The organism is Methylocystis sp. H62 (assembly GCF_015709515.1).
Lineage (GTDB): Bacteria > Pseudomonadota > Alphaproteobacteria > Rhizobiales > Beijerinckiaceae > Methylocystis.
Genome location: NZ_JADNQZ010000051.1, coordinates 122,943 through 144,670, shown reverse-complemented (window position 1 = coordinate 144,670; position 21,728 = coordinate 122,943). Strand labels below are relative to the sequence as shown.

Here is a 21,728-nt window from a genome sequence, read left to right as displayed (position 1 = left end):
CGCTTGCGCTTCGCAGCGCCGCCGAGAGCCGCTATAGTCCACAACGCTTTAATGCCCCGGCCGCGCAGCGAGGGCCTCAGCGAGTGGACGACATGGAAGAGCCCCTGCCCGCGCCGCCAGCCGACACTCGCGTCGCAGACCAACCGCACGCCTCCGCCGCCACGCCCGCCGAGCGTCTATCGCTGCTTGTCGAGCGCGAGCGCGTCGCCCGCAAAGGCCCGGCGGGTTCGCTTGACGAGCGTATGGCCAGTCTGTCCGGCGCGCTGCGCCGCGCGCGCCTCGAGAACGCAGAGCGCTCCGCCGCCATTTCCGATTTGCGCGCCGCGGAAATCGCCCGGCTGGAGATGCTCGGCGAGGCTCTGTCGCCGGTTTTGGCGCAGCTGCCGCGCGATTGCGATATTTTCGACGTTGGCGTTGCACCCGCGGAGCGCCCGCGACTGTTCATCGACCAGATCGGCTTCGTCGAGATGGATCGCGACAGGCGGACCTATCGCTTTCTTCAGGATACGCGCCACGGCCGGGTGACGCTTCGCGAAAGCGACAGCATCGACGACCTCGTCGAAGCGATCACCGGCTACATCGCGCATCGCCTGATCGAGCGCGAAAAGGCGCTGGCGGTCGATTACGCGAGCGGCGGCGCGGCGCAGGCGCTTGGCGTGAAGGTCGCCGCCGCGCGCGAGAGGGCGAGCGCGCGCGAAAGCGACAATTCTCTCTCCGTAAAAACCACACGCGCAGCCGCGTTCATCGCCGAGTTTTTTGGCGCGGCCGCTTTCTTCGGCCTCTTGGCGGTCCTGGCGGCATGGATCTATCGCGCCTATTTCGCAGGCTAGGCTTCATAGCCGCACGGACTCGAGCTCAACGACCTCGCCAGCGTCGTTCAATCCACGCCTGCGCAGCGAAATCCTGACGCCGTCAGCTTCGCGCTCGATCTGGTAAAGATTATAGGCGGCGCCTGGGTAGTGCCCGCCGGGCCGGGCCGAAGCCGACGCGACGCCGACGACCGGCGTCCCGGCGCTCGGCCCTGACAGACGATGCAGACTCGGCTTGTGATTATGCCCATGCAGAATGAGCTCAGCGCCATGACGGGCGATGACGTTTTCGAACGCCGCCGCATCTTCGAGCCCGCGCAGCCGCCTGGCGCCGCCGACATGCGGCGGGTGGTGAAGACAGACAACGCGCGCAAGTCCTTCCGCCTTGGCGCGTTCCAGCAGATCCGCGAGCGCCGCCAGCTGAGTCGCCCCAAGCCGCCCGGAAGCGACGAAAGGCGCCGTCGGCACGCCGGTGTCGAGACCGATCAGCGCGACGCCGCCGCGCCGGCGCAAATAGGGAAAACCGGCGCCGTCGCCCTCGCTCGTCGTCCAAGGCGCGAAAACTTCGCGAACCAGATCGGTCACGCTCGCCACATAAGCGTCGTGATTTCCTGGCGTGAAGCTCACGTCGCCCGGCGCGCCCAAAGAGGCGAGCCAGTCTTTGGCGAGCGCGATTTCGCCGGGAAGTCCGATGTTGACGATGTCGCCGGTCATGACGACATGGTCGGGCGCCTGCGCCTTGATATCGGCGACGATCTTGGCGAGCACGCCCATATCGTGCTGATCGCCGCGCTTATAAAGCCAGTTCACATAGCCCGTGACGCGCTTGCCAAGCAGCTCCGCGAGATTGGGCCGAGGAATTGGGCCGATATGCGCGTCGGAAAGATGAGCGAGCCGGAAGTTCAAGAATCCTCGCTAACTGCCTGTTGCGCGCGCGGCGCTTTCTTCATCGGAATGGGTCAGCGACACTAGAGCTTTCGGACGTCATTTGCCATAGTTTCGGGCGATCGGAGGCGGTTTTGACGAATCCTGAAGAAGCGTACGCGGCTCCATCGAGGCGCACCCGCTTTGCGTCGCGACTCATCGCGTTGGGGGCGCGCTTTCAGCGTCCCATGACCCTGGGCGTGCGCGGCCTCGTCGTTGATGAAAGAAACCGCGTGCTGCTTGTCCGTCATACCTATGTGGAGGGCTTCTACTTGCCGGGCGGCGGCGTCGAAAACGGCGAAACGCTTGTCGAGGCGCTCGAGCGCGAGCTGAGCGAGGAGGCGAATGTCCTGCTCGATGCGCCGCCTGAACTGTTCGGCATGTATTTCAATCGGCGGTTCTCGACGCGAGACCACGTCGCGCTTTACGTCGCGCGCGCGTTTCGCATCCCTGAGCCGCGCGCCCCTGACCGCGAGATCGCCGAGGCCGGTTTCTTCGCGCTCGACGCTCTGCCAGCGGCTACGACCGCAGGGACGCGCGCGCGGCTGTCCGAGGCGCTGGAGAACACGCCTGTCTCACCTTATTGGTGAATGCGTGACGGAGCCGGCTCCGGCGCACAAGGCGTTCAGGTCGCGCCAGCCATAAGCGATGTCGGGAAGGACGACGCCCTCAATCTCCCACACGCCCTCGACGCCGACAGGCGCCGCGCCCAGCGCTTCATAAAAGCCGCGCGCCTTCGGCGAGTCGCGCAAGACCCAAACGGCGGCGCTCGCACAGCCGGCGGAAATCAGATGCTCTGCGAGCCGCTCCACCAGGCGCCTGCCCAGTCCCCGGCGCTGGGCTCGCAGCAGCAGGTAAATCGACGCAATCTCGCCGTCGAAGCCAAGCGGAACGAGCCTTGAATTGGACAGGCGACTGCAGCGGGCGAACCCCACCGGAACATCGCCCTCGCAGGCGATGAACACCGCCTGAGCGCCTTCGCTCGAGCCGATCCGCTCCCGCCAGCGCCGCGTCCAATCGTCGAGATCGATGGACGCCAACGCCTCCGCGCGCATCACCCCGAGGTAGGTCTCCCGCCAGGCCTTGGCGTGAATTTCGGCGATGGATCGGGCGTCCTCAATGCGCGCGCGGCGCAAGCGATACTCCGCCATTGGCCTCTTCTCCGCCCCTAGCGTCGCATGACGTCATACCGCGGCGCAACGAGAGGTTTTGCCGCGCAGACGGCGCGTGATATGGCCTGCGCCCAGGGTCAAGCCACAACATGATCGATCTCGCCGTAAAATTTGCGCCGCTGACGGCCGCAGACGACGCGCATCTCGAAAAGCTCGACGAACGCGCGTTCGGTCCGGGCAGATATGCGCGTACGGCCTATCGCTTGCGCGAAGGCGTCGAGCCGGACCGTTCGCTGTCCTTCGTCGCGCGGATCGGGACGCTGCTTGTCGGCGCAAACCGCATGACGCCCATCCTGGTCGGCTCCACGCCCGCGCTTCTGCTTGGACCGCTGACGGTGGAGCCGGCGTTTCGTCAGCAGCGCGTCGGCGAGACGCTCGTTAAATATTCGCTGGACGCCGCGCGCAGCGCCGGACATGGGCTCGTCCTGCTCGTCGGCGACGAGGACTATTATGCGCGGCTGGGATTCGCGCCTGTGCCGCGGGGCAAAATCACGATGCCCGGTCCCGTTGACCCGGAGCGCCTGCTCTATTGCGAACTCCGCCCCGGCGCGCTCGCTGAGGCCAGCGGCAGGATGCGGCGCGCATGACGTCGCGCGCGCAGACCATCATAGAGACATACGACGCGCTCGTGGCGCAAGGCGCGCTGGAGCGCGACGCGTCGCAGCGCGCAGCGATCGAGCGGCTTCAAACGCTTGCCGACGCTCTCGCCGGCCGCAGGCCGAAAAGCGCCAGTTTAGCGCATGCGCTCGTTGCGACGTTTCGCGGTCGGGCGCAGCCTGCGCGCGGCCTCTATCTTTGGGGATCGGTCGGACGCGGCAAAACCTTTCTGATGAACCTGTTCTTCGGCGCGCTTCCGATCGAAAGGAAGCGGCGCGCACATTTTCACGCCTTCATGGCGGATGTGCACGATCGGCTGCATCGGCTGCGTCAGAAGCCCCATTATAGCGACTCCGATCCAGTGAGCTGCGTGGCGCAACAAATCGCGCAGGAAACCCGTGTGCTCTGCTTCGATGAGTTCGCCGTGCACGATATCGCGGACGCCTCAATCGTCGCACGGCTGTTTTCGTCGCTGCTCGCGTCGGGGGTCGTTATTGTCGCGACGTCCAACGTCGAGCCTTCGCGGCTTTACGAAGGCGGCCGCAATCGCGATCTGTTCCTGCCTTTTATCGCCATGTTGCAGGAGCGAATGGACATCCTGCGTCTCGAAGCGCCGAATGACTATCGGCAGCGGCGCGAAGATCTCGGGCAGGTCTATTTTACGCCCGCCGACTCTTGCGCGAGATCCGCGATTGACGCGCTCTATGCGACGCTCGCGGGCGGCGCGGCGGAAACGCCTACGACAATTGAGGTCAAGCGACGCCGCATCGAGATTCCACAGACGGCGGGCCGCGTGGCGCGTCTGAGCTTCGCGGCGCTCTGCGGTCAACCGCTGTCGGCGGCGGACTATATGGCGATCGCGGAGAGGTTCGACGCAGTGATCGTCGAAGACGTTCCAGCGATGGCGCCTGAACAGCGGAACGAAGCGCGCCGCTTCATCACGCTGATCGATGTCCTTTACGAGGCTCGCGTCCTCCTGGTCGTTTCCGCTGCGGCGGAGCCTTCCCAACTCTACTGCGTGGGCTTTGGCGCCGAGGCGCGCGAATTCGAGCGCGCGGCGTCTCGACTGATGGAAATGCGGGGCAAAGATTACATCGACGCCCGCGCGGCGCTCATGGCTTCGACATGCAGTCCTTGATGTCGCTCGCGCGCTTCATCAGCTCGAACCGATCGGCGCAGTAGCGTTCGAGATCCGGCCGTTTCGCGGGATCGGTCGCCGCGGAGCGAATGCCGACCGCGCCATCGAGCAGCTCTTTTTGCGCAGCATGGACCTGAGAAGGCGACAGTTGTCCCGAGCAGGCCTCATAGCGCTTAAGCAGCGCGTCGCACTGCGGGACGCCGGTTGGATCAACCGCGAAAGCCGGCGTGGCGGCAAGCAGGAAAACGAAAGCGAGACGATGCTTCACTGGCGCGGGATCCTCAGGTTATGACCCGCGCCATATAGCATTTTGGTCGACGGTTAGGCAGCAAAAGACGAGAGCGGCGGGCCTTTCTTTGGACCCGCCGCCCCGAAGTCTCCAGCGCCTTCGTGTCTCGCGGACGCCGGAGCGTTCCTTGCGTCTTGGCTACAGCCCCGCCAGATAACGCGTAGGATCGACGGGCGTCGAACCCTTGCGCAGTTCGAAGTGAAGCTGGGGCGAGCCGACATTGCCCGATTGGCCGGATTTGGCGATCGTCTGGCCGCGCTTGACCTGATCGCCGCGCTTGACGTCGAGTTCGCCATTGTGGGCGTAGGCCGAAACGAAGCCGTTGGGATGCCGAATGAGCACGAGATTGCCGTAGCCCTTGAGCTCACTCCCGGCGTAGGCGACGACGCCGCCTTCGGCCGCCTTGACCTGCGTTCCCTCCGGCACCGCGATGTTGATCCCGTCATTACCGCCCGACGTGAAGCCCTGAATGATGCGGCCGCGGGCGGGCCAGCGAAACTCGGGCCGATTTTCGTCGGACGCCACCGCTTTCGCGTCCGTCGCCGGGGGAATGGAGGCGGTCGCGGTCGTATCGACCTTGCGGGCGCTGGGCGTTTCCGCCGGGGATTCGGCGACAACCTGCTTACCGCGCGCTTCAGCGATCTTGGGCTCAGCTTCGGACGACTCGGGAGACGGCCCGCGCGCGATCCGCTCGGTTTTGACGGCGCGCGCCGGCGTTGCGGCGGCGATACGCGCCTCCGCTTTTGTCTTCTCCGGCGCGGCCTTGGCGACGGCCTTCATCTTCTCAGCCGGCTTGGCCTGCGCCGGTTCCGCTTCGGCCTTACGCTGCGGCTTCGCCGGCTCCGCCGGCTTGGCGGCGGCCAAGGGCTTCGCCAGCGCTGCGGACTTCGCGGCGACCGGCTTGATCTCGGCTGGGGCGGCGGCAGCTTTGGCCGGAGCGGCGGGGACGCGCGCGGCCACAACGGGCGCGCCGCCGGCGCGATAGACCGGAATCACCAGACGAGAGCCCGGCTGCACCTGGGACGCGACGTTGAAGCCGTTTGCGCGCAGCAGCGCGTCGGTGGGCACGCCGTAGCGGGTGGAGAGCAACGCCGCCGTCTCGCCCTGGGCGACAACGACCGGGGTGCCGCCTTCGGCGCTCCAGTGGCCTGCGGCGCCGGCGGCTGCAACGCGCGGCGACGGCTGCGTCGCTGACGTCGCAGTTCGCGCCATGGAAGCGTTGCCGCTCGGAGCGGACGCGCTGGCCCCGGGGGCCGGTAGCGGTCGAGATTCTACCGCCGATGACGGCGCTCTCTGCGCCGGCGCGTCAGCGATGGCGCCAACGGGCGCCCGATCGACGCCGAGCGAGGCGGTCTTGGCCGAGCCTGAGAAGGGATCGGTGAAGGGATCGCCTCCGAAACGGGATGCGTCGGAGCAGCCGGCGACAAGGGCGGCGACGCCAACGGCCGCCAGGAACCGCACTGCGGCGCGTGAATAAGCAATGTGATGCTTGATAACCATGACGCGACCCACCCGAACGCAACATTGAACGGATTTATGGGTAACAGCGCGGCGGTTAAGGAGGCGTTTAAGATGAACGCAAAGCGCGCGCGGCTGAAATTTTCAGCATGATGTTTAGAGCGCCTGCGCCCGTCCGGGGATCGCCGGCCCCAGGCGACACGGGCCAAGATCGGTCTCCCGCAGCTCGCCGTCCTCATTGCGATCAAGCTTAATCAATCGTTCCTTCGCCCGCGCGCCGGCCGGCGCGTGCTCTCTGCGGGCGAAAAGCAGCGCGCCGCCCGGCGTAAGCATCTGGATGAGCGCTGCAGGCGCGGCGCCGACCGAGGCCTGGACGATGATTCTATCGAAGCGTCCAAGCTCGCGAGGCGGATCCAGGCCGTCGGCGAAAATCGCCTTGGCGTTTGCAGCGCCGTGGGCCGTCAAGCGGCGCGAGGCTTCGATCGCGAGCGTCTCGAACCGCTCGAGGCTTATGACCTCGTTCGCGAGCTGCGCAAGCGCCGCCGCGCCATAGCCCGACCCCGCCCCGATCTCCAGCACCCGATGGCCGCGGCCGATCTTGAGCGCCTCGAGCCGTCTGGCGAGTTCGACCGGACGCGACATGGTCTGCCCGCAGCCGATCGGCAGCGAGAGATTGCGATTCGCGAGATCGCGAAAGCGGTAGGGCGCGAACGCCTCCCGCGGGGTCGCCTCGATCGCGCGCAAGACCGAAAGATCGCGCAGGCCCGCCTGACGCAAGGTCAGCAGCAGCGCGGCGCGCTCCTCGAATTGTTGGCTGGCCTGGCGCGCGCCGGCCTCCTCGGTCATTCCCTGCCCTCAAACGCCGCCGCGAGGCGCGTCACCGTCGGGTGATCGGTAAAATCCAGCTGCAGCGGGGTGATCGAGATTTTCTTTTCTTCGAGCGCCAGCAAATCGGTGCCCTGCCCCGGCTTGAAGTCGCCGCGCTGGAAAGTGATCCAGTGATAGGGATTGCCGCGGCCGTCCTTGCGATCCTCGATCCGCATGATGTCGCTGCTGCGCCGGCCCTGCATCGTAATCGCGACGCCCGCGACGTCCTGGGGCGCACAATGCGGAAAATTCACATTCATCAACACATTCTTCGGGATGCCCGCAGCGAGCAGGCGGCGCACGACATCGACGCCGTGCGTCGCCGCGCATTCCCAGTGGATCGTCCGGCGGTCTGCAAAAAAATCATAGACCTGGGAGAGCGCAATCGACGGAACGCCGAGAATCGTGCCCTCCATCGCCCCGGCGATGGTGCCGGAATAGGAGACGTCCTCGGCGACGTTCTGCCCGCAGTTGACGCCGGACATGAGAAGATCGGGCGGATGATCGAGCATCAGCTTGCGCAGGCCCATGATGACGCAATCGGTCGGCGTTCCCTTGAGCGCGAAGTGGCGCGGCGAAATCTCGCGCAACCGCAGCGGGTCGTTGAGCGAAAGCGAATGCGAAACGCCCGATTGCTCGAATTCCGGCGCGATGACGAAAATATCGTCGGTGAATGCGCGCGCGATCGCCTCCGCGATGGCGAGGCCGCGCGCGTGAATGCCGTCGTCATTGGTGATGAGAATGCGCATGTTTTGGCGGTTCCGCTCGCGCCTGGGGCGATCCGACGAAGCCCAGGATTGTTTGGACGATTCGACGCCGAACGTCCACAATGGCCCAAATTGCCCGCAGGGCGATCGGGTGAAGGGTTTCTTCATCCTGAGGAGGCCTCGGAGAGGCCGTCTCGAAGGACGAGGAAACCCGCTTTCGTGTATTTTTCCTCACCCGATCGCCCTCGAGTTGCAGCCTCATTCTCCGGGGGAATTTTGATGCGTTCACGACTTGCGCTTTTGCTCGCGGCGGCGATGAGCGCCGCGCCCGGCTGCGCCGCCGCTTTTGAGGCCTATGTGGCGGCGGTGATGCCGCTGCGCGTGAGCCCGAGTTCGGATGCGAGGCCGGTCACGACCATGGCGGCGAATATTCCCTTCAATGTCCTGGGCTGCGGCCGCTGGTGCCAAGTGCAATATGGCGGAACCATGGGTTATGTCCCGGCGCCGCTGGTCATCCCCGGCGCGCCGCCGACCGCGCCCGGCTCTGGCCTATTGGGATTTCTGGCCGTTCCCGTGGTGCTGCCTGTCGCAGCGCCTGGCCTGCTCAGCGACGGCTATGCGCCGCGCGCCGATTACGGCTATGGCTGGACGCCGTTTTTTGGGACGTCGCCCGAGCCCTACTGCGAAGAGCCCGCGAAACGCGGGCGCTGCGTCCACCGACGGCGTTCAGCTCGGGATGCGCGTGAGCCCGCCCATGTAAGGCTGAAGGACGGGGGGAACGTCGACTGAGCCGTTGGCCTGCTGATAGTTCTCCAAGACCGCGACCATGGCGCGGCCGACCGCGACGCCGGAACCGTTCAGCGTATGGACGAAGCGCGGCTTCCCGTCAGCGGGTCTATAACGGGCGTTCATGCGCCGCGCCTGAAAGTCGCCGCAGACCGAGCATGAGGAAATCTCGCGATATCTCCCCTGCCCCGGCAGCCAGACTTCGAGGTCGTAGGTTTTTTGGCTCGCGAAGCCCATGTCGCCGGTGCAGAGCACGACCTTGCGATAGGGCAGCTCCAGAAGCTGCAAGACCTTCTCGGCGCAGCCTGTCATCCGCTCATGTTCTTCGAGCGAATCTTCCGGCGTCGTGATCGACACGAGTTCGACCTTGTAGAACTGATGCTGGCGGATCATGCCGCGCGTGTCCTTGCCGGCGGCGCCGGCTTCAGCGCGGAAGCAATAAGTGCCGGCGGTCATGCGCATGGGAAGTTGCGCTTCGTCGAGGATCGACTCGCGCACGAGATTGGTGAGCGGCACTTCGGCGGTGGGGATGAGCCAAAGCTGAGGCTTTTCTCGCACTTTCAGAATCAAATGCCCGTATGGAGGCGGCCCCATCATTCGACGTTCTTCGTCGGTCGGTTCACGCACCTCGCCCGCTTTTTCGGCTCTCTCTGCATCGGCAGGAGAAGTGAAATGAACGGGGTCGATTTTTGCTCCCGCGGGAAACTGATCCTCACGAAACTTCGGTAATTGCGCCGTGCCGAACATCGCGTCGTCGCGCACGAGCAGCGGCGGGCTCACCTCCATATAGCCATGCTCATTCGTATGCAGATCGAGCATGAATTGCGCCAGCGCGCGCTCCAAGCGCGCCAGTGCGCCTTTGTTCACAACAAAACGCGCGCCGGAGATTTTCGCCGCCGTTTCGAAATCCATCAGCCCGAGGCCTTCGCCGATTTCGAAATGCTCTTTCGGCGTGAAATCGAACACGCGCGGCTCGCCCCAGCGCGCGACTTCGACATTGTCATTCTCGTCGGCGCCGTCGGGGACTTCATCGAGCGGCGTGTTGGGAATGGCGGCGAGCGCAGCGTCGAGTTGGGCGATGGCGTATCGCTCCGCCTCTTCCAGCGCCGGCCAGTTCTCCTTGATCTGCGCGACTTCAGCTTTGAGCGCTTCGGCTTTGGCGCTGTCGCCCGCCTTCATCGCCGCCCCGATCTCTTTCGAAGCCGCATTGCGCCGCTCCTGCGCGCGCTGCAATTCGCCGATCGCCGCGCGGCGCGCATCGTCAAAGGCGAGAAGCTGCGTCGACAGAGGCTCCAGCCCGCGCCGCGCGCGGCCCGAATCGAAAATTTCAGCGTTCTCGCGAATCCATTTGATGTCGTACATGATGCTCGAGCAGTGTTGAATGAAGCGATATGAGGCCGTCATGGCCGGGCTTGTCCCGGCCATCCACGCCAAGACATTGCGGCAAACAAGTAAGTGCAAGCGACCCGAACCACGTGGATGCCCGCGACAAGCGCGGGCATGACGCGGGGAGCCTCATTGCGCCACCTTCTCCCGCAGGCGGAAGAAGGGGTCAAGCGGCGAGATGTCGCTTACGATCCGCCGCTCGCCGCCGCTTGGGCGGCGGCCCGCTTCTTCTCGATCATGCGCACGGCGTAAATCGACGCTTCGTAGAGCAGCACGCCCGGCACAGCGAGCGCGAGCTGCGAGAATACGTCCGGCGGCGTCAAAACCGCCGCGACGATGAAGACGAGCACGACGGCGTAACGCCGCTTCTCTTTGAGAAACTCCGACGTGACGATGCCGACCTGACCCAGCAGCGTCAAAACCACCGGCAGCTGAAACACGATGCCGAAGGCGAGCACGAGCGTCATGATCAGCGAAAGATATTCGGAGACGCGCGGCAGCAGTTCGATCTGCGCCTTGCCCGGCTCATTCGCCTGCTGCATCCCCATGAAGAAACGCAGCAGATTGGGCATCACCAGAAAATAGACGACGAGCGCGCCGAAGGCGAAGAAGATCGGCGTCGCGAAAAGATAGGGCCGGAAGGCCGTGCGCTCGTGCTTGTAGAGCCCCGGCGCGACGAAGGCGTAGATCTGTGACAGCACGATCGGGCAGGACAAAAACGCCGCCATAAACAGCGCGACTTTGATCTGGGTGAAGAAATATTCCTGCGGCGCGGTGTAGATCAGCCGCGCCTCGGGGCCGGCGACCTGCGTGTAGGGAATGAGAAGCAGATTGTAGATATCCTTGGCGAAGAAGAAGGAGAGCACGAACGTCGCGAGAAAGGCGAGCAGCGCCTTGATCAGGCGCTCGCGCAATTCCATCAGATGTTCAATGAGCGGCGCCTTGCTGGCCTCGATTTCGGCTTCGTCGGCGTCGTTCATGTGGCGGCCTTCTTCGGCGAATCGGCCTGCTCGCCTGCAGGAAGACCAGAATCCTCATCCTGAGGAGCGGCCGAAGGCCGCGTCTCGAAGGATGTGGTTGGCGCGTCTTCATCCTTCGAGACGCCGCCTCGATCTTGGGCCTGCCCGAGATCGACATTTGATGCGCAAGTCGGGTGAACCCGACTTGCGGGCGGCTCCTCAGGATGAGGTGGTTGCGCAGGCGACCGCTCTGCGTCGCCTCTGATCGCGCCGGTGATCTGCTTGCGCGCTTCGGCCATCGGATCGAAAGCGCCGTCGAGCTTCACGCTCTCTTTTACGGCGTCCCTCATCTCGCCGACCTCCTTGCGCAAATCATCGAGATCGGCCTCGCGCATGGCCTCCATGAATTGTCCTTGAAACTCCGCCGCCATGCGGCGCATTTTCGCAGTGAACTGCCCAAGCGAACGCAAAACGCGCGGCAAGTCCTTCGAGGGAATCGCAATAAGCGCGACGATGGCGATGACGATAAGCTTGCCGGGTTCGAGATCGAACATGCGTGTTGCTCGGGCGCCCTGCTCCCTCCCCTTGATGGGGCGGGTCGAAGCGTGGAGCGCTTCGGGGTGGGGTGACGATGGCGAGGTTCAGGGCTTCTTTCACCCACCCCGCGCTTTCCGCGCGACCCTCCCCCTCAAGGGGAGGGGTCGACGCTAGACCTTCTTGCTGTCCGCCTTGTCGCTCTCCAGCGCGCGGCGCTCGCTGGCCTGGCCTTCGAGCGGCTTTTTTGCGTCATCGGCCGCGACATCGTCTTCCGACATGCCCTTCTTGAAGGCTTTGATGCCCTTGGCCATGTCGCCCATCACGTCGGAAATCTTGAACTTGCCGCCGAAGAGAATGAAGACGACCGCGCCGACAATGATCCAGTGCCAGATCGACAGACCGCCCATGGCGCGCATCCTTCCTAACGAGAAACCGGGACGACCGGCGTTTGCCGGGAAACTATGCGCCCGTCGCCTTAAAAACAAGGATGGTGAACGCAAATGCCGGCGCCGTGAGTCGCTCTCGCGATCGGAAGGCAGGGCGGTCCGGTGAACAACCATATCCGGTGTTTCGCGCGAATACCTCCCCCTTTGCGGGGAGGTCGGCGGTCGAAGACCGCCGGGTGGGGGTGTTTGCGACCTTCGAGGAAATCTTCCCCCACCCGGCCCCGCTTCGCGGGGCCACCCTCCCCGTAAAGGGGAGGGATGCGCAAGCGCCCAGCGTTCACTCGGCTTTGGTCAGAGCTCCTCGTCCAGCTCTTCTGGCGCCTCGGGCTCGTCCGGGAACTCCATTTCGAGCAGTTCCGGCGCGTCGTCTTCAAGCGGCTCTTCATCCTCGCGCAACGCGGCGTCGTCAGAGGGCTGCGGCACGCCGAAGCCCTTCGGCAGCCGGCCGTCGAACAGCCCAGCGCCCTTGAGTTCGTCGAGCCCCGGCAGATCGCCGATCTGCTCAAGCCCGAAATGCATCAGGAAGGCGTCGGTCGTGCCATAGGTGATCGGCCTGCCCGGCGCCTTGCGGCGACCGCGCAGCCTGATCCAGCCGGTGTCGAGCAGCACGTCGAGCGTGCCCTTGGAGATGGCGACGCCGCGAATCTCTTCAATCTCGGCGCGAGTCGTCGGCTGGTGATAGGCGATGATCGCGAGCGTCTCCAGCGCGGCGCGGGAGAGCTTCTTCTCCTCAACCTGCTCGCGGGCGAGAATCCAGTTGAGGTCGGCGGCGGTGCGGAAAAACCACTTCTTGCCGACGCGGGTGAGGTTGACGCCGCGACCCGTATAATGGGCGCGCAGCCGCTCAAGGACGCGCTCGAGTTCGACGCCCTCTTCGATACGGCGCGCCATTTCGGCTTCGTCGAGCGGTTCGGCGCAGGCGAAGAGCAGCGCCTCGATGATGCGCTCCGCTTCGCGCAGCCGAGCCTCGTGACGCGCAAGCTCGTCGTCGCTGTTCACGTCAAAAAGTTCGATCTTCTCCGCAGCCTGCGCCACCACGCGTCCTCCTGAGTTCGGGGCTAAGACGCGCCCGCAGTCTCTTCCGCTTCCTCAGGCGCCCGCCGCCGCACCCAAAGCGGGGCGAAGTGCCTATCCTGACGGATGTCGAAACGTCCCTCCCGCACCATCTCGAGCGAAGCAGTGAAGGCCGAGGCGCGCACCGTGCGCGCCGTCTGCATGTCGACACAGTAATGCAGCAAAAAATCGTCGAGCACGGTCCATTCCGTCGCGACGCCGACCAGCCGTTCGAGGGCTTCGCGCGCCTCGGCCAAAGACCAGACCGCGCGCTGCCGCATCACCACCCGCGACGTCGCCGTCTTCTGGCGCTGCCGGGCGTAAGCCGAGAGAAGATCGTAGAGGCTCGCCTGAAATTTGGGATGGGAGATCGTCTCTACGCCTTCCGGGCCGCCGCGCAGAAACATATCGCGCCCCAGCCGGGCGCGCTCGGTGAGCCTGTCGGCGGCGCGCCGAATGAGCTCCAGCCGGCGCAGGCGCTCAGCGAGGGCGGCGGCGAGATCGGATGCCGATGGTTCGTCACCCTTTGGCGCCTCCGGCAACAGCAGCCGCGACTTCAAAAAGGCGAGCCAGGCCGCCATCACCAGATAGTCGGCGGCGAGTTCGAGGCGCACGCGCCGCGCCGCCTCGATGAAGGCGAGATATTGCTCGGCGAGCGCGAGAATCGAGATGCGGGCGAGGTCGACCTTCTGCCGGCGCGCAAGCTCGAGCAGCAAATCGAGCGGCCCTTCGAATCCGTCGACGTCGACGAGAAAGGCCTCTTCGCCATTGCGGGGCTCGTCCAGCTCGAAGGTCAATTCCTGGGCCATGCGGGGCTTTGCGCCTGTTTCCTCACGCGAATCGGCATGGCCGAGCGCTTCGGCGCGAGAGTGGCCCCGATGGCCCGCTATCGCAAGCGCTGCCGGCGCTTTGGCAGCGCCGGTCCACAGGAGAGCGGGAAAGCCTCCCATAGAGGACGCGGCAGCAAGCTGCTATGGTCCGCGTATGAAACGTGACGACGCGGTGGATCGATTGCGGAAACGCCAAGCCGATTTGCAAAAGCTTGGCGTCAAGAGTTTGTATATGTTTGGTTCGACCGCCCAAGACCGCGCGAGAGAAACTTCTGATGTCGATCTGTTTTTCGACTATGAAATAGGCCGCTTCGGCCTCTTTGAATTGATGGACGTGAAGGAGTTTGCGGCTCGAATCCTCGGCGGCCGCGTTGACATCATGACGCGCGACAGCCTGCATAAGCGCCTAAGGCCGCAGATTGAGGCGACGGCGCTTCGCGTCTTTTAATGAACCCGCGCTCGGCTGCTCTCCGTCTGCTGGACATAATCGAAGCGATTGAGCGCGTGCAAACCGTAATGGCGGACCTATCGCTCGAGGCTTACGAGACGGATTGGCAAAGTCAGTGGGTGGTGGAGCGCGGACTTGAGATCGTTTCGGAGGCCAGCCGTCACCTCTCTGATGACATCAAAACTCGGCATCCCGAAATTCCTTGGAAAAAGGTGGCCGGCATCGGCAATGTGCTGCGTCACGATTATGAGAGCGTCGCCGCCCCCATCATATGGAAATTGGCGCGGATTGATCTTGGCCTGCTGGAACAAGCCTGTCGTGACGAATTGCGCGCCTTACGTGATAGCGGCCTCAGCGACTGAAGCCATCGGGCATATTCACGCCACTGCTCGCATCGCCGCGTCGAACTCGCGCGTCGCCTCCGCGGCATCAAAGGGTTCGACGGGCCGCCGCACGCATTCCAGCGCCTTTTCGGCGCGCGCGAGCGCCGCGCCCTCAAGCGGCGGCGCGCCTTCGGCGACCGGCCACGCTTCCGCAAGGTCGCCGTTGCAATGCAGTACAATATCGCAGCCCGCCGCAATCGCGCGCTCGGCGCGTTCGCGAAAGCTCCCCGTCAGCGCCTTCATCGACAGATCGTCGGTCATCAAAAGACCGTCGAAGCCAATATGGCCGCGGACGACGTCGCAGATCACCGCCTTCGACAGCGTGCCGGGCGCGGTCGGATCGATCGCCGTATAGACGACATGGGCGCTCATCGCCATCGGCAGATCGGCGTTCGCCTTGAACGGCGCAAAATCAATAAGCTCCAAGTCCTCGCGACACACCCCCACCACCGGCAGCTCTAAATGGCTGTCGGCGCGGGCGCGCCCATGGCCGGGAATGTGCTTCATCACCGGCGCGACGCCGCCCGCCATCAACCCTTCGGCGGCGGCGCGGCCGATCGCGGCGACGCGCGCCGGATCGCGGCTATAGGCGCGATCGCCGATGATGCTGTGGGAATCCTCCGCCGGCGCATCGAGCACCGGCAGGCAGTCGACGTCGATTCCGACCTGTCGCAGCTCATGGGCGATGAGCCGCGCGCCGAGCCAAGCCAAACGCTCGGCTTGCGCGGCGTTGGCGGCCGCCAGCTCAAAGCGCGCGGCGGCCGGATAGGCCCGCCAGTGCGGCGGACCCAGACGCTGCACGCGGCCGCCCTCCTGATCGACTAGAACAGGCGCATAGCGGCCGAGCGCGTCCCGGATTTCGGCGGTCAGCCGCGCGATCTGCTCGGGCGCGTCGACATTGCGGCGAAAGAGGATCACGCCCCAGGGCGCGGCGTCGCGCAGGAACGCGCGCTCGTCGGCCTCGAGCGTGAAGCCTTTCAATCCACAGATGAAGGCGCGCATGTCGTCTCGTCAGTTGCCCGCGACGAAGCAGGAGCCGCCGGTCGCCTTCACCTTGCTGCAGATCGCGTTCGCGGACTCCTTGCTCACCGCCCCGACGCGCACGCGATAGACGGTTTTGTCATTCACGGTCGCCATTTTGAAGGTCGGCTTCAGGCCGCCAAGCTGTGAGCGATATTTGCTGACGACCGTTTTCAGCAATTCGCGGGCGTCGGCCTCGCTGTCGGCTGCGCCAAACTGCACGGCGAAGCCGCCTTTGCTCGGAGGCGCCGACTGACCGGTATCTGCATCTGGCGCAGACTCTTCCACTGCGGCCACTTTCGGCGCCACAGGTTTCGGCTTGGCGATTCGCGGGGGCGTCGCCGTTGGTTTCGCCTGCGTCGGCGGCGTCGCGGTCGCGGCGCCGATGGCGCCGGCCACGGCTGTATGCGCCGCTGTCTCCGCGGGCCGGCTCGCCATGGCGACGGCAGGCGGCAGAGCGCCATCTTCCACCCGGCTGCCGTCCGGCCGCACCGTGACGGTTTTGACCTTCTTTGGCGCAGCCGTGGCGGAAGCCGGAGGCTCATGCGGCAGGTTGACAGGTCCGTCGCCGAGCAGCGCCGCGCTCGGCGTGACCGAAGGATCCACCGCCTGTTCCTGATTGGTGACAAGCTTTTGAACCGGCGCCTGCTCCCTACGGTCCAGAACGACAGCGGCGCTGGCGTCTGGCGTCGTCGTTTCGGCCTCGACGCTTGGCTTGACCTTCACCGGTCCTTCCGGCGCGACGATGGTCGCAATTTCGCGTGAGCCATTCGAGCCGCTCCGATGCCAGAAAGCGAAGCCGATGCTCAGAACGGCGACGAGAGATATCGCGACGACGGCGTGCCAGGGCCGGAACCAGGAGCGCCACCCGCCGTGGGGATCCTCATAGTCTTCATCGCTCTGGCCATAATCGAGATATTGCGAATCATCGCTCCAACCGGCCTCTGCGCCGTAATGGGCGGGGTCGTATCCGGCCTGCTGGGCGCTATAGCCCGGCGGGAGATCGCGATAGTCGGGATCCACCGGATAGGCGGGCTCCAGAGGCTGCTCCATCGACGGCTCTGGATAATAGGGCGGCTCAGCGGCCACTGGCGGCGCGGCGTCATAGGAACCGCGCAGTTCGGCGGATTGAACCCGAGCGTCACGCGCCTCCGCGAGAATTTGGCTGTAGGGATCAGCGGCGACGTGGTCCTGTCCTTGGACCAGCCGCGCGAGTTCGCTGAGCGGATCTTCGACTTGCGGGGCGCGTTCGGGCCCACGCAGCCGCCGCTCGAATTCGCCGAGATCGATCGCCGGGCCTCTAACCGATGTCTCGCGCATAATGCACCTCGTTGATTCCTGGGGGGCGCGAAGCAAAATGATAGCGCGTCCGACGCCTGGCCGTGGCCGCTCAAGGCGTCGATTAGCGCATCTCGTCGGGGGCGCTCACGCCGAGCAGCCTCAAGCCTGACCCCAGGACGATCGTTAAAGAGCTAACCAACGCAACCCGAGCGATGGTTAACTCTCTCTCTTCAGCCTTAACAAAGCGTAAGTGCGGCTGATCTTTGCCGCGATTCCAATGCGAATGGAACACGCTCGACAGTTCGTGCAGGTAAAAGGCCACCCGGTGGGGCTCATGAGCCGCGGCTGCCGCCTCGATCACCCGCGGATATTGAGCGATCATCTTGGCCAAAGCAAGTTCGCCATCATCCGCTAAAAGCGCCAGATCCGCCTCGGCTAGGCTTTGAGCCGAGAGGTCCATATCGGGAAAAGCGGCGAGCGCCTGGCGCAGCGCCGATTTTCCCCGCGCATGGGCGTATTGGACGTAAAAGACCGGGTTGTCCTTCGATTGTTCGATGACCTTGGCAAGGTCGAAGTCGAGCGGCGCGTCATTCTTTCGATACAGCATCATGAATCGCACGGCGTCGACGCCGACCTCGTCGACGACCTCGCGCAACGTGACGAAGTCCCCGGCCCGCTTCGACATTTTGACCGGTTCGCCGGCGCGCATCAGCTTGACGAGCTGGCAAAGCTTGACGTCGAGCGTCACCCGCTTGTCCGAGAGCGCGGCGACGGCCGCCGTCATGCGTTTGACATAGCCGCCGTGATCGGCGCCCCAGACGTCGACAAGCGTGTCGAATCCACGATCGATCTTGTCCTTATGATAGGCGATATCGGCCGCGAAATAGGTCGGCGAGCCGTCGGATTTCTTCAAGGCGCGGTCCACGTCGTCGCCAAAGAGCGTCGATCTGAACAGCGTCTGCTCGCGATCCTCCCAGTCGTCGGGCAGCTGCCCTTTGGGCGGGGGCAAGCGGCCCTCATAGACGAGGCCTTTCGCCCGCAGCCAGTCGATGGCGGCGTCGATCGCCGAGACGCCGTCTTTTTCCGCGTGCAAGGCCCGTTCGGAAAAGAACGTCTCATGCGTGATGTTCAAGGCGGCGAGATCGCCGCGGATCAACTCCATCATCGCGTCGATCGCGGCGGCGCGAACGACGGGCAGCCACTCGCTCTCCGCCGCGCCGGCGAGCGCCTTGCTATGCGCCTTGGCGAGCGCCGCGCCGACGGGTTTCAGATAGTCGCCCGGGTAGAGCCCCTCGGGGATCGTGATCGCCTCGCCGAGGGCCTCGCGGTAGCGCAGATAAACGGAGCGCGCCAGAACATCGACCTGGGCGCCGGCGTCATTGATGTAATATTCGCGCGTCACCGCGCAGCCCGAAAACGCCAGGAGATTTGCGAGCGCATCGCCAAAGACCGCGCCCCGGCCGTGGCCGACATGCATCGGCCCCGTCGGATTGGCCGAGACATATTCGACGTTCACCTTGCCCTGCAGAGCGCTTGACCGGCTCTTGACGACGCGGCCGAAATTCGGCGGATCGCGCAACACGGCGCGTAGAACCTGCGTGAACATCTCGGGCTTCAGCCGGATATTGATGAAGCCCGGCCCGGCGACCTCGGTCGCGGCGACGTCCGGCGATTGCGCAAGCGCGTAGCCGATTTCGACCGCCAGTTCGCGCGGCGAGGCGAAATGCGGCTTCGCCTCCTTGGCGAAGACCATGGCGGCGTTCGACGCGAGATCGCCCAGCGTCGCGTCCTTTGGCGGCTCGACGACGAAGCGCGCGTGATCAAGACTGGGCAGCCGGCCGTCGGCCGCGATACGATCGAGAATGGCGGCGATGCGAGCGTGAAAGTCGTCGAAAATGTTCATGGAGGTCCGGGCGCGAAAGGAGGTGCGCGGCGGTTTAGCAGACTGCGGCGCCATGCGCACCTTCGGTCGCGGGGTCGTAACGCGACACTGCTAATTCCCCGACGGCCTCCCTTCAAAGCGCACAGCGCCATGGCGCGCGTCTTCGCGTGCCAATTCAGCTCAAACCACGCGCGCGCGGATCGTCGCTATTCGATAAACCAGCCCAGCCGAAAAAAGTGCCTTTTGGAGGATGAATTTCGACCCGCAAAAGGCGAGAAGGTCCAATCCCTTCACGCAGCCTAACCAAAAGCTGCGCTGCAAATTCAAGAAAAGCGGACGGCTTTTCCGCCCTAAAATCGGGGTGTCGTGAGACACGCGACCCGAAACCCTCGCAGCCTTGCGGAAGGCAAGGCTGGTAAAGTGAGCTGTCTGCGGCTAGGGCTGCTCAATGTTCGGAGATCACGAAGGCATCTATCTCGGCTTTGACCCCGGAGGCAACCGCAAATTTGGGGTCGCCATTCTCGATGGAAACTGCGTGAAAGCCTCCACTGTCAATACTGTGGACGATGCGATGAAGTGGGCGGTCGATGCGTGCGGAACGCGGAAGCCGATTGCGGCTGGCATCGACACATTGCTGCATTGGGCAACATCCGAGAGCGGCATGCGACCATGCGATCAGCAGCTTCGCGCTACGTATCGTGCTGTGAGGAACAGCATTGTGGCACCTAATGGCCTGTTTGGAGCGATGGCGATTGGTGGACTGGCGCTGGCCCTTAGGCTGCGCCAGAAATGGCCGGGACTTGTTTTGAACGAGACTCACCCCAAGGTGCTTTTGCACGCACGGTTCAAACGATACGATCCAAAAGGATTCAGAGTCTGTTGAAACGGCGATTCGGTGCTTTGTACATCGAGGACATTACACCGAATCGAATATCCAAACAGAGCACGAGCTCGACGCTGCTCTCTCCGCATGGGCCACACAGAAAGGACTTGCTGAGGGTTGGGTAGACATCGTTGGAGACCGGAACAATCTACTATTTCCCGCGGGAGAGGTTCGGTATCTGTGGTGCGAAGCACTTGCATTGAGCCGCGCGGCGTCTCCGTCCCATCCGACTCGATCCCCCAGTACCGATGCGAATATCTGAACGAAGACTGGAATGGCGCTCGGAGTGATACAATGCCCGTTTGAACGGCTCGCATGTCATTCCCGAACGCGCGCAAAGCGCGCGATGGGGAATCCGGAACAAAACCGGGGCTACCGGATCGACTCTGGATTCCCGGTCAGGCCTTCGGCCTACCGGGAATGACATGGTCCAAGCGAAAGAACCAGCCGGAATCCGTATGAAACATTTGTGAGCAGCCTCACCCGCCAAACACCCGCTTCACTTCGTTCAGCGCGTAGCGGTCGGTCATGCCGGCGATATAATCGGCGACCACCACAGCCCGATCGGCGTCCTGCAACGCGACCGCCTGCGCCGCCCATTCCGCCGGCATCAGCTCCGGGTTCTCAAAAAAGGCCGGAAAGAGCCGAGAAATCGCGTCGCGCGCGCGCTCCCAGACGCCCATGACCTTCTCGTGCCGATACATGTTGGCGAAGAGGAAAGCCTTGATGTCGCGCTCGGCTTCGGCCATGGGCGGCGAGAGACGGACAAGGGCTTCGCCCGCCCGCCGCGCTTCATCGGCGCTCGCCGGCGAAACACGCGCCAAACGCCGTAGCGATTCGCCGATCGAATCCTCGACGAAGGCGGTGATGACGCGGCGCACCAGCTCATGAATGACGCGCGGCCGTTCGAGGCCGGGATGTTCGTCGCGGACATGCGCGAGCACCCCTGCAATGAAGGGCGTGCGCGCGATGTCGTCGAGCGAAAACAGTTCGGCGCGCAGGCCGTCGTCGATGTCATGGCCGATATAGGCGATATCGTCGGCCTGAGCCGCGGCCTGCGCCTCAACGCTGGCGAAGGTCGAGAGATCGAGCGGAAAGGCAGCGTCGAACGCCGCGATATAGCCCGACTGTGGACGAACACTCGCCACGCCAGCCACGGGCTCCTCATCCTGAGGAGCGGCCCGCAAGTCGGGTTTACCCGACTTGCGAATTTGAATGTCGATCTCGGGCAAGCCCGAGATCGAAGGCGGCGTCTCGAAGGACGAGGCGCCGTGCGCTTCGGACTCGGCGCTCTCCCTCTTCCTTCGAGACGCCAGCGTCGCTCGCTCCTCAGGATGAGGGAGAAGCAGATCGGGATCTGCATCGCGCTTCAAGAGCGGTCCATTGTGCTTGACGATGCCTTCCAGCGTCTCCCAGGTCAGATCGAGACCGTCATAGCGCGCGTAACGGCGCTCGAGCAGCGTCACGACGCGCAGCGCCTGAGCGTTGTGATCAAACCCGCCATAGGGCGCCATGCAGGCCTCGAGCGCGCCCTCGCCCGCGTGGCCGAACGGCGTATGGCCGAGGTCATGAGCGAGCGCCACGGCCTCCGCCAGATCCTCGTCGCAGCGCAGGGCGCGGGCGAGCGCGCGGGCGATCTGCCCGACCTCGATCGTATGGGTCAGGCGGGTTCGGAAATGATCGCCGTCGAGGGGCACGAAGACCTGGGTCTTATGCGCGAGCCGGCGAAAGGCGGTGCAGTGGATGATTCGGTCGCGATCGCGCTGGAATTCGCTGCGCGTCGGCGAGGGCGCCTCTGCATAGAGCCGGCCGCGCGAGCGCGCGGCGTCGCTGGCGTATGCCGCGAGAGGGCCGCGAACCGCCATATGCGCGC

At 64.5% G+C, this 21,728-nt stretch carries 24 protein-coding genes; 8 read left to right on the top strand and 16 right to left on the bottom strand.

Annotation, left to right across the window (positions count from 1 at the left end):
- The first annotated feature begins 92 nt into the window (after nt 1–92).
- A complete protein-coding gene (locus tag IYY11_RS09590; RefSeq protein WP_196403645.1) occupies nt 93–830 on the top strand; it encodes a hypothetical protein in 738 nt (245 codons plus the stop codon).
- A 3-nt stretch (nt 831–833) separates the two neighbouring features.
- Here the strand turns inward: IYY11_RS09590 and IYY11_RS09585 are convergent, their stop codons facing one another.
- On the bottom strand, nt 834–1,715 hold the full coding sequence (locus tag IYY11_RS09585) for a metallophosphoesterase (RefSeq protein ID WP_196403644.1): 882 nt from the start codon (nt 1,713–1,715) through the stop codon (nt 834–836).
- 206 nt (nt 1,716–1,921) lie between these two features.
- On the opposite strand from IYY11_RS09585, the gene IYY11_RS09580 reads away from it, so the two are divergent.
- Nucleotides 1,922–2,323 carry an NUDIX domain-containing protein gene (locus IYY11_RS09580; RefSeq protein ID WP_196403643.1) on the top strand — a complete coding sequence of 134 codons (402 nt, stop codon included), beginning with the start codon at nt 1,922–1,924 and terminating at the stop codon, nt 2,321–2,323.
- On the opposite strand, the gene IYY11_RS09575 is transcribed toward IYY11_RS09580, so the two are convergent.
- Nucleotides 2,309–2,884, bottom strand: coding sequence for a GNAT family N-acetyltransferase (locus IYY11_RS09575; protein WP_196403642.1), 576 nt, complete (start codon nt 2,882–2,884; stop codon nt 2,309–2,311). The two genes, IYY11_RS09580 and IYY11_RS09575, sit on opposite strands and share 15 nt — an antisense overlap.
- A gap of 110 nt (nt 2,885–2,994) precedes the next feature.
- Between IYY11_RS09575 and IYY11_RS09570 the strand changes: the two genes are divergently transcribed.
- Both IYY11_RS09570 and zapE read left to right on the top strand, forming a co-directional pair.
- The gene (locus IYY11_RS09570) at nt 2,995–3,492 is read left to right on the top strand and encodes a GNAT family N-acetyltransferase (RefSeq protein WP_196403641.1); all 498 of its coding nucleotides are present in this window, start codon (nt 2,995–2,997) and stop codon (nt 3,490–3,492) included.
- Nucleotides 3,489–4,640 (top strand): cell division protein ZapE, encoded by a 1,152-nt coding sequence (gene zapE / locus IYY11_RS09565; protein ID WP_196403640.1) that lies wholly within the window; start codon nt 3,489–3,491, stop codon nt 4,638–4,640. The genes IYY11_RS09570 and zapE overlap by 4 nt, the downstream gene beginning before the upstream one ends.
- Here zapE and IYY11_RS09560 read toward each other — a convergent pair.
- From IYY11_RS09560 to surE, 4 genes are all read right to left on the bottom strand, one after another.
- Nucleotides 4,615–4,908: a hypothetical protein gene (locus tag IYY11_RS09560; protein WP_196403639.1), complete on the bottom strand. Its 294-nt coding sequence runs from the start codon at nt 4,906–4,908 to the stop codon at nt 4,615–4,617. The two genes, zapE and IYY11_RS09560, sit on opposite strands and share 26 nt — an antisense overlap.
- 159 nt (nt 4,909–5,067) lie before the next feature.
- Nucleotides 5,068–6,429: a peptidoglycan DD-metalloendopeptidase family protein gene (locus IYY11_RS09555; RefSeq protein ID WP_196403638.1), complete on the bottom strand. Its 1,362-nt coding sequence runs from the start codon at nt 6,427–6,429 to the stop codon at nt 5,068–5,070.
- Nucleotides 6,430–6,543: 114 nt separating this feature from the next.
- Entirely contained in the window at nt 6,544–7,233 is a 690-nt protein-coding gene (locus IYY11_RS09550) for a protein-L-isoaspartate O-methyltransferase (RefSeq protein WP_196403637.1), read from the bottom strand.
- A complete protein-coding gene (surE, locus tag IYY11_RS09545; RefSeq protein ID WP_196403636.1) occupies nt 7,230–8,003 on the bottom strand; it encodes a 5'/3'-nucleotidase SurE in 774 nt (257 codons plus the stop codon). The genes IYY11_RS09550 and surE overlap by 4 nt, the downstream gene beginning before the upstream one ends.
- 237 nt (nt 8,004–8,240) lie before the next feature.
- Here surE and IYY11_RS09540 point away from each other — a divergent pair, with 237 nt between their 5' ends.
- On the top strand, nt 8,241–8,750 hold the full coding sequence (locus IYY11_RS09540) for an SH3 domain-containing protein (protein WP_196403635.1): 510 nt from the start codon (nt 8,241–8,243) through the stop codon (nt 8,748–8,750).
- Here IYY11_RS09540 and serS read toward each other — a convergent pair.
- From serS to IYY11_RS09510, 6 genes are all read right to left on the bottom strand, one after another.
- Complete coding sequence (gene serS, locus IYY11_RS09535; RefSeq protein ID WP_196403678.1) at nt 8,688–10,109, bottom strand: serine--tRNA ligase; 1,422 nt, start codon at nt 10,107–10,109, stop codon at nt 8,688–8,690. The two genes, IYY11_RS09540 and serS, sit on opposite strands and share 63 nt — an antisense overlap.
- A gap of 209 nt (nt 10,110–10,318) precedes the next feature.
- On the bottom strand, nt 10,319–11,113 hold the full coding sequence (gene tatC / locus IYY11_RS09530; RefSeq protein ID WP_196403634.1) for a twin-arginine translocase subunit TatC: 795 nt from the start codon (nt 11,111–11,113) through the stop codon (nt 10,319–10,321).
- Nucleotides 11,110–11,646 carry a preprotein translocase subunit TatA gene (locus IYY11_RS09525; protein WP_196403633.1) on the bottom strand — a complete coding sequence of 179 codons (537 nt, stop codon included), beginning with the start codon at nt 11,644–11,646 and terminating at the stop codon, nt 11,110–11,112. The genes tatC and IYY11_RS09525 overlap by 4 nt, the downstream gene beginning before the upstream one ends.
- A gap of 153 nt (nt 11,647–11,799) precedes the next feature.
- Complete coding sequence (locus IYY11_RS09520) at nt 11,800–12,036, bottom strand: twin-arginine translocase TatA/TatE family subunit (RefSeq protein WP_018408165.1); 237 nt, start codon at nt 12,034–12,036, stop codon at nt 11,800–11,802.
- Nucleotides 12,037–12,366: 330 nt separating this feature from the next.
- Nucleotides 12,367–13,110: an SMC-Scp complex subunit ScpB gene (gene scpB / locus IYY11_RS09515; protein WP_196403632.1), complete on the bottom strand. Its 744-nt coding sequence runs from the start codon at nt 13,108–13,110 to the stop codon at nt 12,367–12,369.
- A 23-nt stretch (nt 13,111–13,133) separates the two neighbouring features.
- Nucleotides 13,134–13,937, bottom strand: coding sequence for a segregation and condensation protein A (locus tag IYY11_RS09510; protein WP_196403631.1), 804 nt, complete (start codon nt 13,935–13,937; stop codon nt 13,134–13,136).
- Here IYY11_RS09510 and IYY11_RS23465 point away from each other — a divergent pair.
- Both IYY11_RS23465 and IYY11_RS09500 read left to right on the top strand, forming a co-directional pair.
- Nucleotides 13,936–14,406, top strand: coding sequence for a nucleotidyltransferase domain-containing protein (locus IYY11_RS23465; RefSeq protein WP_312029717.1), 471 nt, complete (start codon nt 13,936–13,938; stop codon nt 14,404–14,406). The genes IYY11_RS09510 and IYY11_RS23465 overlap by 2 nt on opposite strands.
- On the top strand, nt 14,406–14,768 hold the full coding sequence (locus IYY11_RS09500; RefSeq protein WP_196403629.1) for a DUF86 domain-containing protein: 363 nt from the start codon (nt 14,406–14,408) through the stop codon (nt 14,766–14,768). Before IYY11_RS23465 ends, IYY11_RS09500 begins: the two co-directional genes overlap by 1 nt.
- A gap of 15 nt (nt 14,769–14,783) precedes the next feature.
- On the opposite strand, the gene nagZ is transcribed toward IYY11_RS09500, so the two are convergent.
- The 3 genes from nagZ to argS form a co-directional block, all read right to left on the bottom strand.
- Nucleotides 14,784–15,791 carry a beta-N-acetylhexosaminidase gene (nagZ, locus tag IYY11_RS09495; protein WP_196403628.1) on the bottom strand — a complete coding sequence of 336 codons (1,008 nt, stop codon included), beginning with the start codon at nt 15,789–15,791 and terminating at the stop codon, nt 14,784–14,786.
- 9 nt (nt 15,792–15,800) lie between these two features.
- Nucleotides 15,801–17,129 carry an SPOR domain-containing protein gene (locus tag IYY11_RS09490; RefSeq protein ID WP_196403627.1) on the bottom strand — a complete coding sequence of 443 codons (1,329 nt, stop codon included), beginning with the start codon at nt 17,127–17,129 and terminating at the stop codon, nt 15,801–15,803.
- An 82-nt stretch (nt 17,130–17,211) separates the two neighbouring features.
- Nucleotides 17,212–18,993: an arginine--tRNA ligase gene (argS, locus tag IYY11_RS09485; protein WP_196403626.1), complete on the bottom strand. Its 1,782-nt coding sequence runs from the start codon at nt 18,991–18,993 to the stop codon at nt 17,212–17,214.
- Nucleotides 18,994–19,420: 427 nt separating this feature from the next.
- On the opposite strand from argS, the gene IYY11_RS09480 reads away from it, so the two are divergent.
- A complete protein-coding gene (locus IYY11_RS09480; protein ID WP_196403625.1) occupies nt 19,421–19,855 on the top strand; it encodes a DUF429 domain-containing protein in 435 nt (144 codons plus the stop codon).
- Nucleotides 19,856–20,334: 479 nt separating this feature from the next.
- On the opposite strand, the gene dgt is transcribed toward IYY11_RS09480, so the two are convergent.
- On the bottom strand, nt 20,335–21,720 hold the full coding sequence (dgt, locus tag IYY11_RS09475) for a dGTP triphosphohydrolase (protein WP_196403677.1): 1,386 nt from the start codon (nt 21,718–21,720) through the stop codon (nt 20,335–20,337).
- Nucleotides 21,721–21,728 lie beyond the last annotated feature (8 nt).

Coding starts and splice junctions, on each gene's coding strand:
- IYY11_RS09570 (WP_196403641.1), top strand. CDS start 2,995: ATGATCGATCTCGCCGTAAAATTTGCGCCGCTGACGGCCGCAGACGAC.
- IYY11_RS09550 (WP_196403637.1), bottom strand. CDS start 7,233: ATGACCGAGGAGGCCGGCGCGCGCCAGGCCAGCCAACAATTCGAGGAG.
- IYY11_RS09510 (WP_196403631.1), bottom strand. CDS start 13,937: ATGGCCCAGGAATTGACCTTCGAGCTGGACGAGCCCCGCAATGGCGAA.
- IYY11_RS23465 (WP_312029717.1), top strand. CDS start 13,936: ATGCGGGGCTTTGCGCCTGTTTCCTCACGCGAATCGGCATGGCCGAGC.
- IYY11_RS09555 (WP_196403638.1), bottom strand. CDS start 6,429: ATGGTTATCAAGCATCACATTGCTTATTCACGCGCCGCAGTGCGGTTC.
- serS (WP_196403678.1), bottom strand. CDS start 10,109: ATGTACGACATCAAATGGATTCGCGAGAACGCTGAAATTTTCGATTCG.
- IYY11_RS09520 (WP_018408165.1), bottom strand. CDS start 12,036: ATGGGCGGTCTGTCGATCTGGCACTGGATCATTGTCGGCGCGGTCGTC.
- zapE (WP_196403640.1), top strand. CDS start 3,489: ATGACGTCGCGCGCGCAGACCATCATAGAGACATACGACGCGCTCGTG.
- IYY11_RS09490 (WP_196403627.1), bottom strand. CDS start 17,129: ATGCGCGAGACATCGGTTAGAGGCCCGGCGATCGATCTCGGCGAATTC.
- tatC (WP_196403634.1), bottom strand. CDS start 11,113: ATGAACGACGCCGACGAAGCCGAAATCGAGGCCAGCAAGGCGCCGCTC.
- IYY11_RS09480 (WP_196403625.1), top strand. CDS start 19,421: ATGTTCGGAGATCACGAAGGCATCTATCTCGGCTTTGACCCCGGAGGC.
- argS (WP_196403626.1), bottom strand. CDS start 18,993: ATGAACATTTTCGACGACTTTCACGCTCGCATCGCCGCCATTCTCGAT.
- IYY11_RS09590 (WP_196403645.1), top strand. CDS start 93: ATGGAAGAGCCCCTGCCCGCGCCGCCAGCCGACACTCGCGTCGCAGAC.
- IYY11_RS09575 (WP_196403642.1), bottom strand. CDS start 2,884: ATGGCGGAGTATCGCTTGCGCCGCGCGCGCATTGAGGACGCCCGATCC.
- surE (WP_196403636.1), bottom strand. CDS start 8,003: ATGCGCATTCTCATCACCAATGACGACGGCATTCACGCGCGCGGCCTC.
- nagZ (WP_196403628.1), bottom strand. CDS start 15,791: ATGCGCGCCTTCATCTGTGGATTGAAAGGCTTCACGCTCGAGGCCGAC.
- dgt (WP_196403677.1), bottom strand. CDS start 21,720: ATGGCGGTTCGCGGCCCTCTCGCGGCATACGCCAGCGACGCCGCGCGC.
- IYY11_RS09540 (WP_196403635.1), top strand. CDS start 8,241: ATGCGTTCACGACTTGCGCTTTTGCTCGCGGCGGCGATGAGCGCCGCG.
- IYY11_RS09580 (WP_196403643.1), top strand. CDS start 1,922: ATGACCCTGGGCGTGCGCGGCCTCGTCGTTGATGAAAGAAACCGCGTG.
- IYY11_RS09525 (WP_196403633.1), bottom strand. CDS start 11,646: ATGTTCGATCTCGAACCCGGCAAGCTTATCGTCATCGCCATCGTCGCG.
- IYY11_RS09500 (WP_196403629.1), top strand. CDS start 14,406: ATGAACCCGCGCTCGGCTGCTCTCCGTCTGCTGGACATAATCGAAGCG.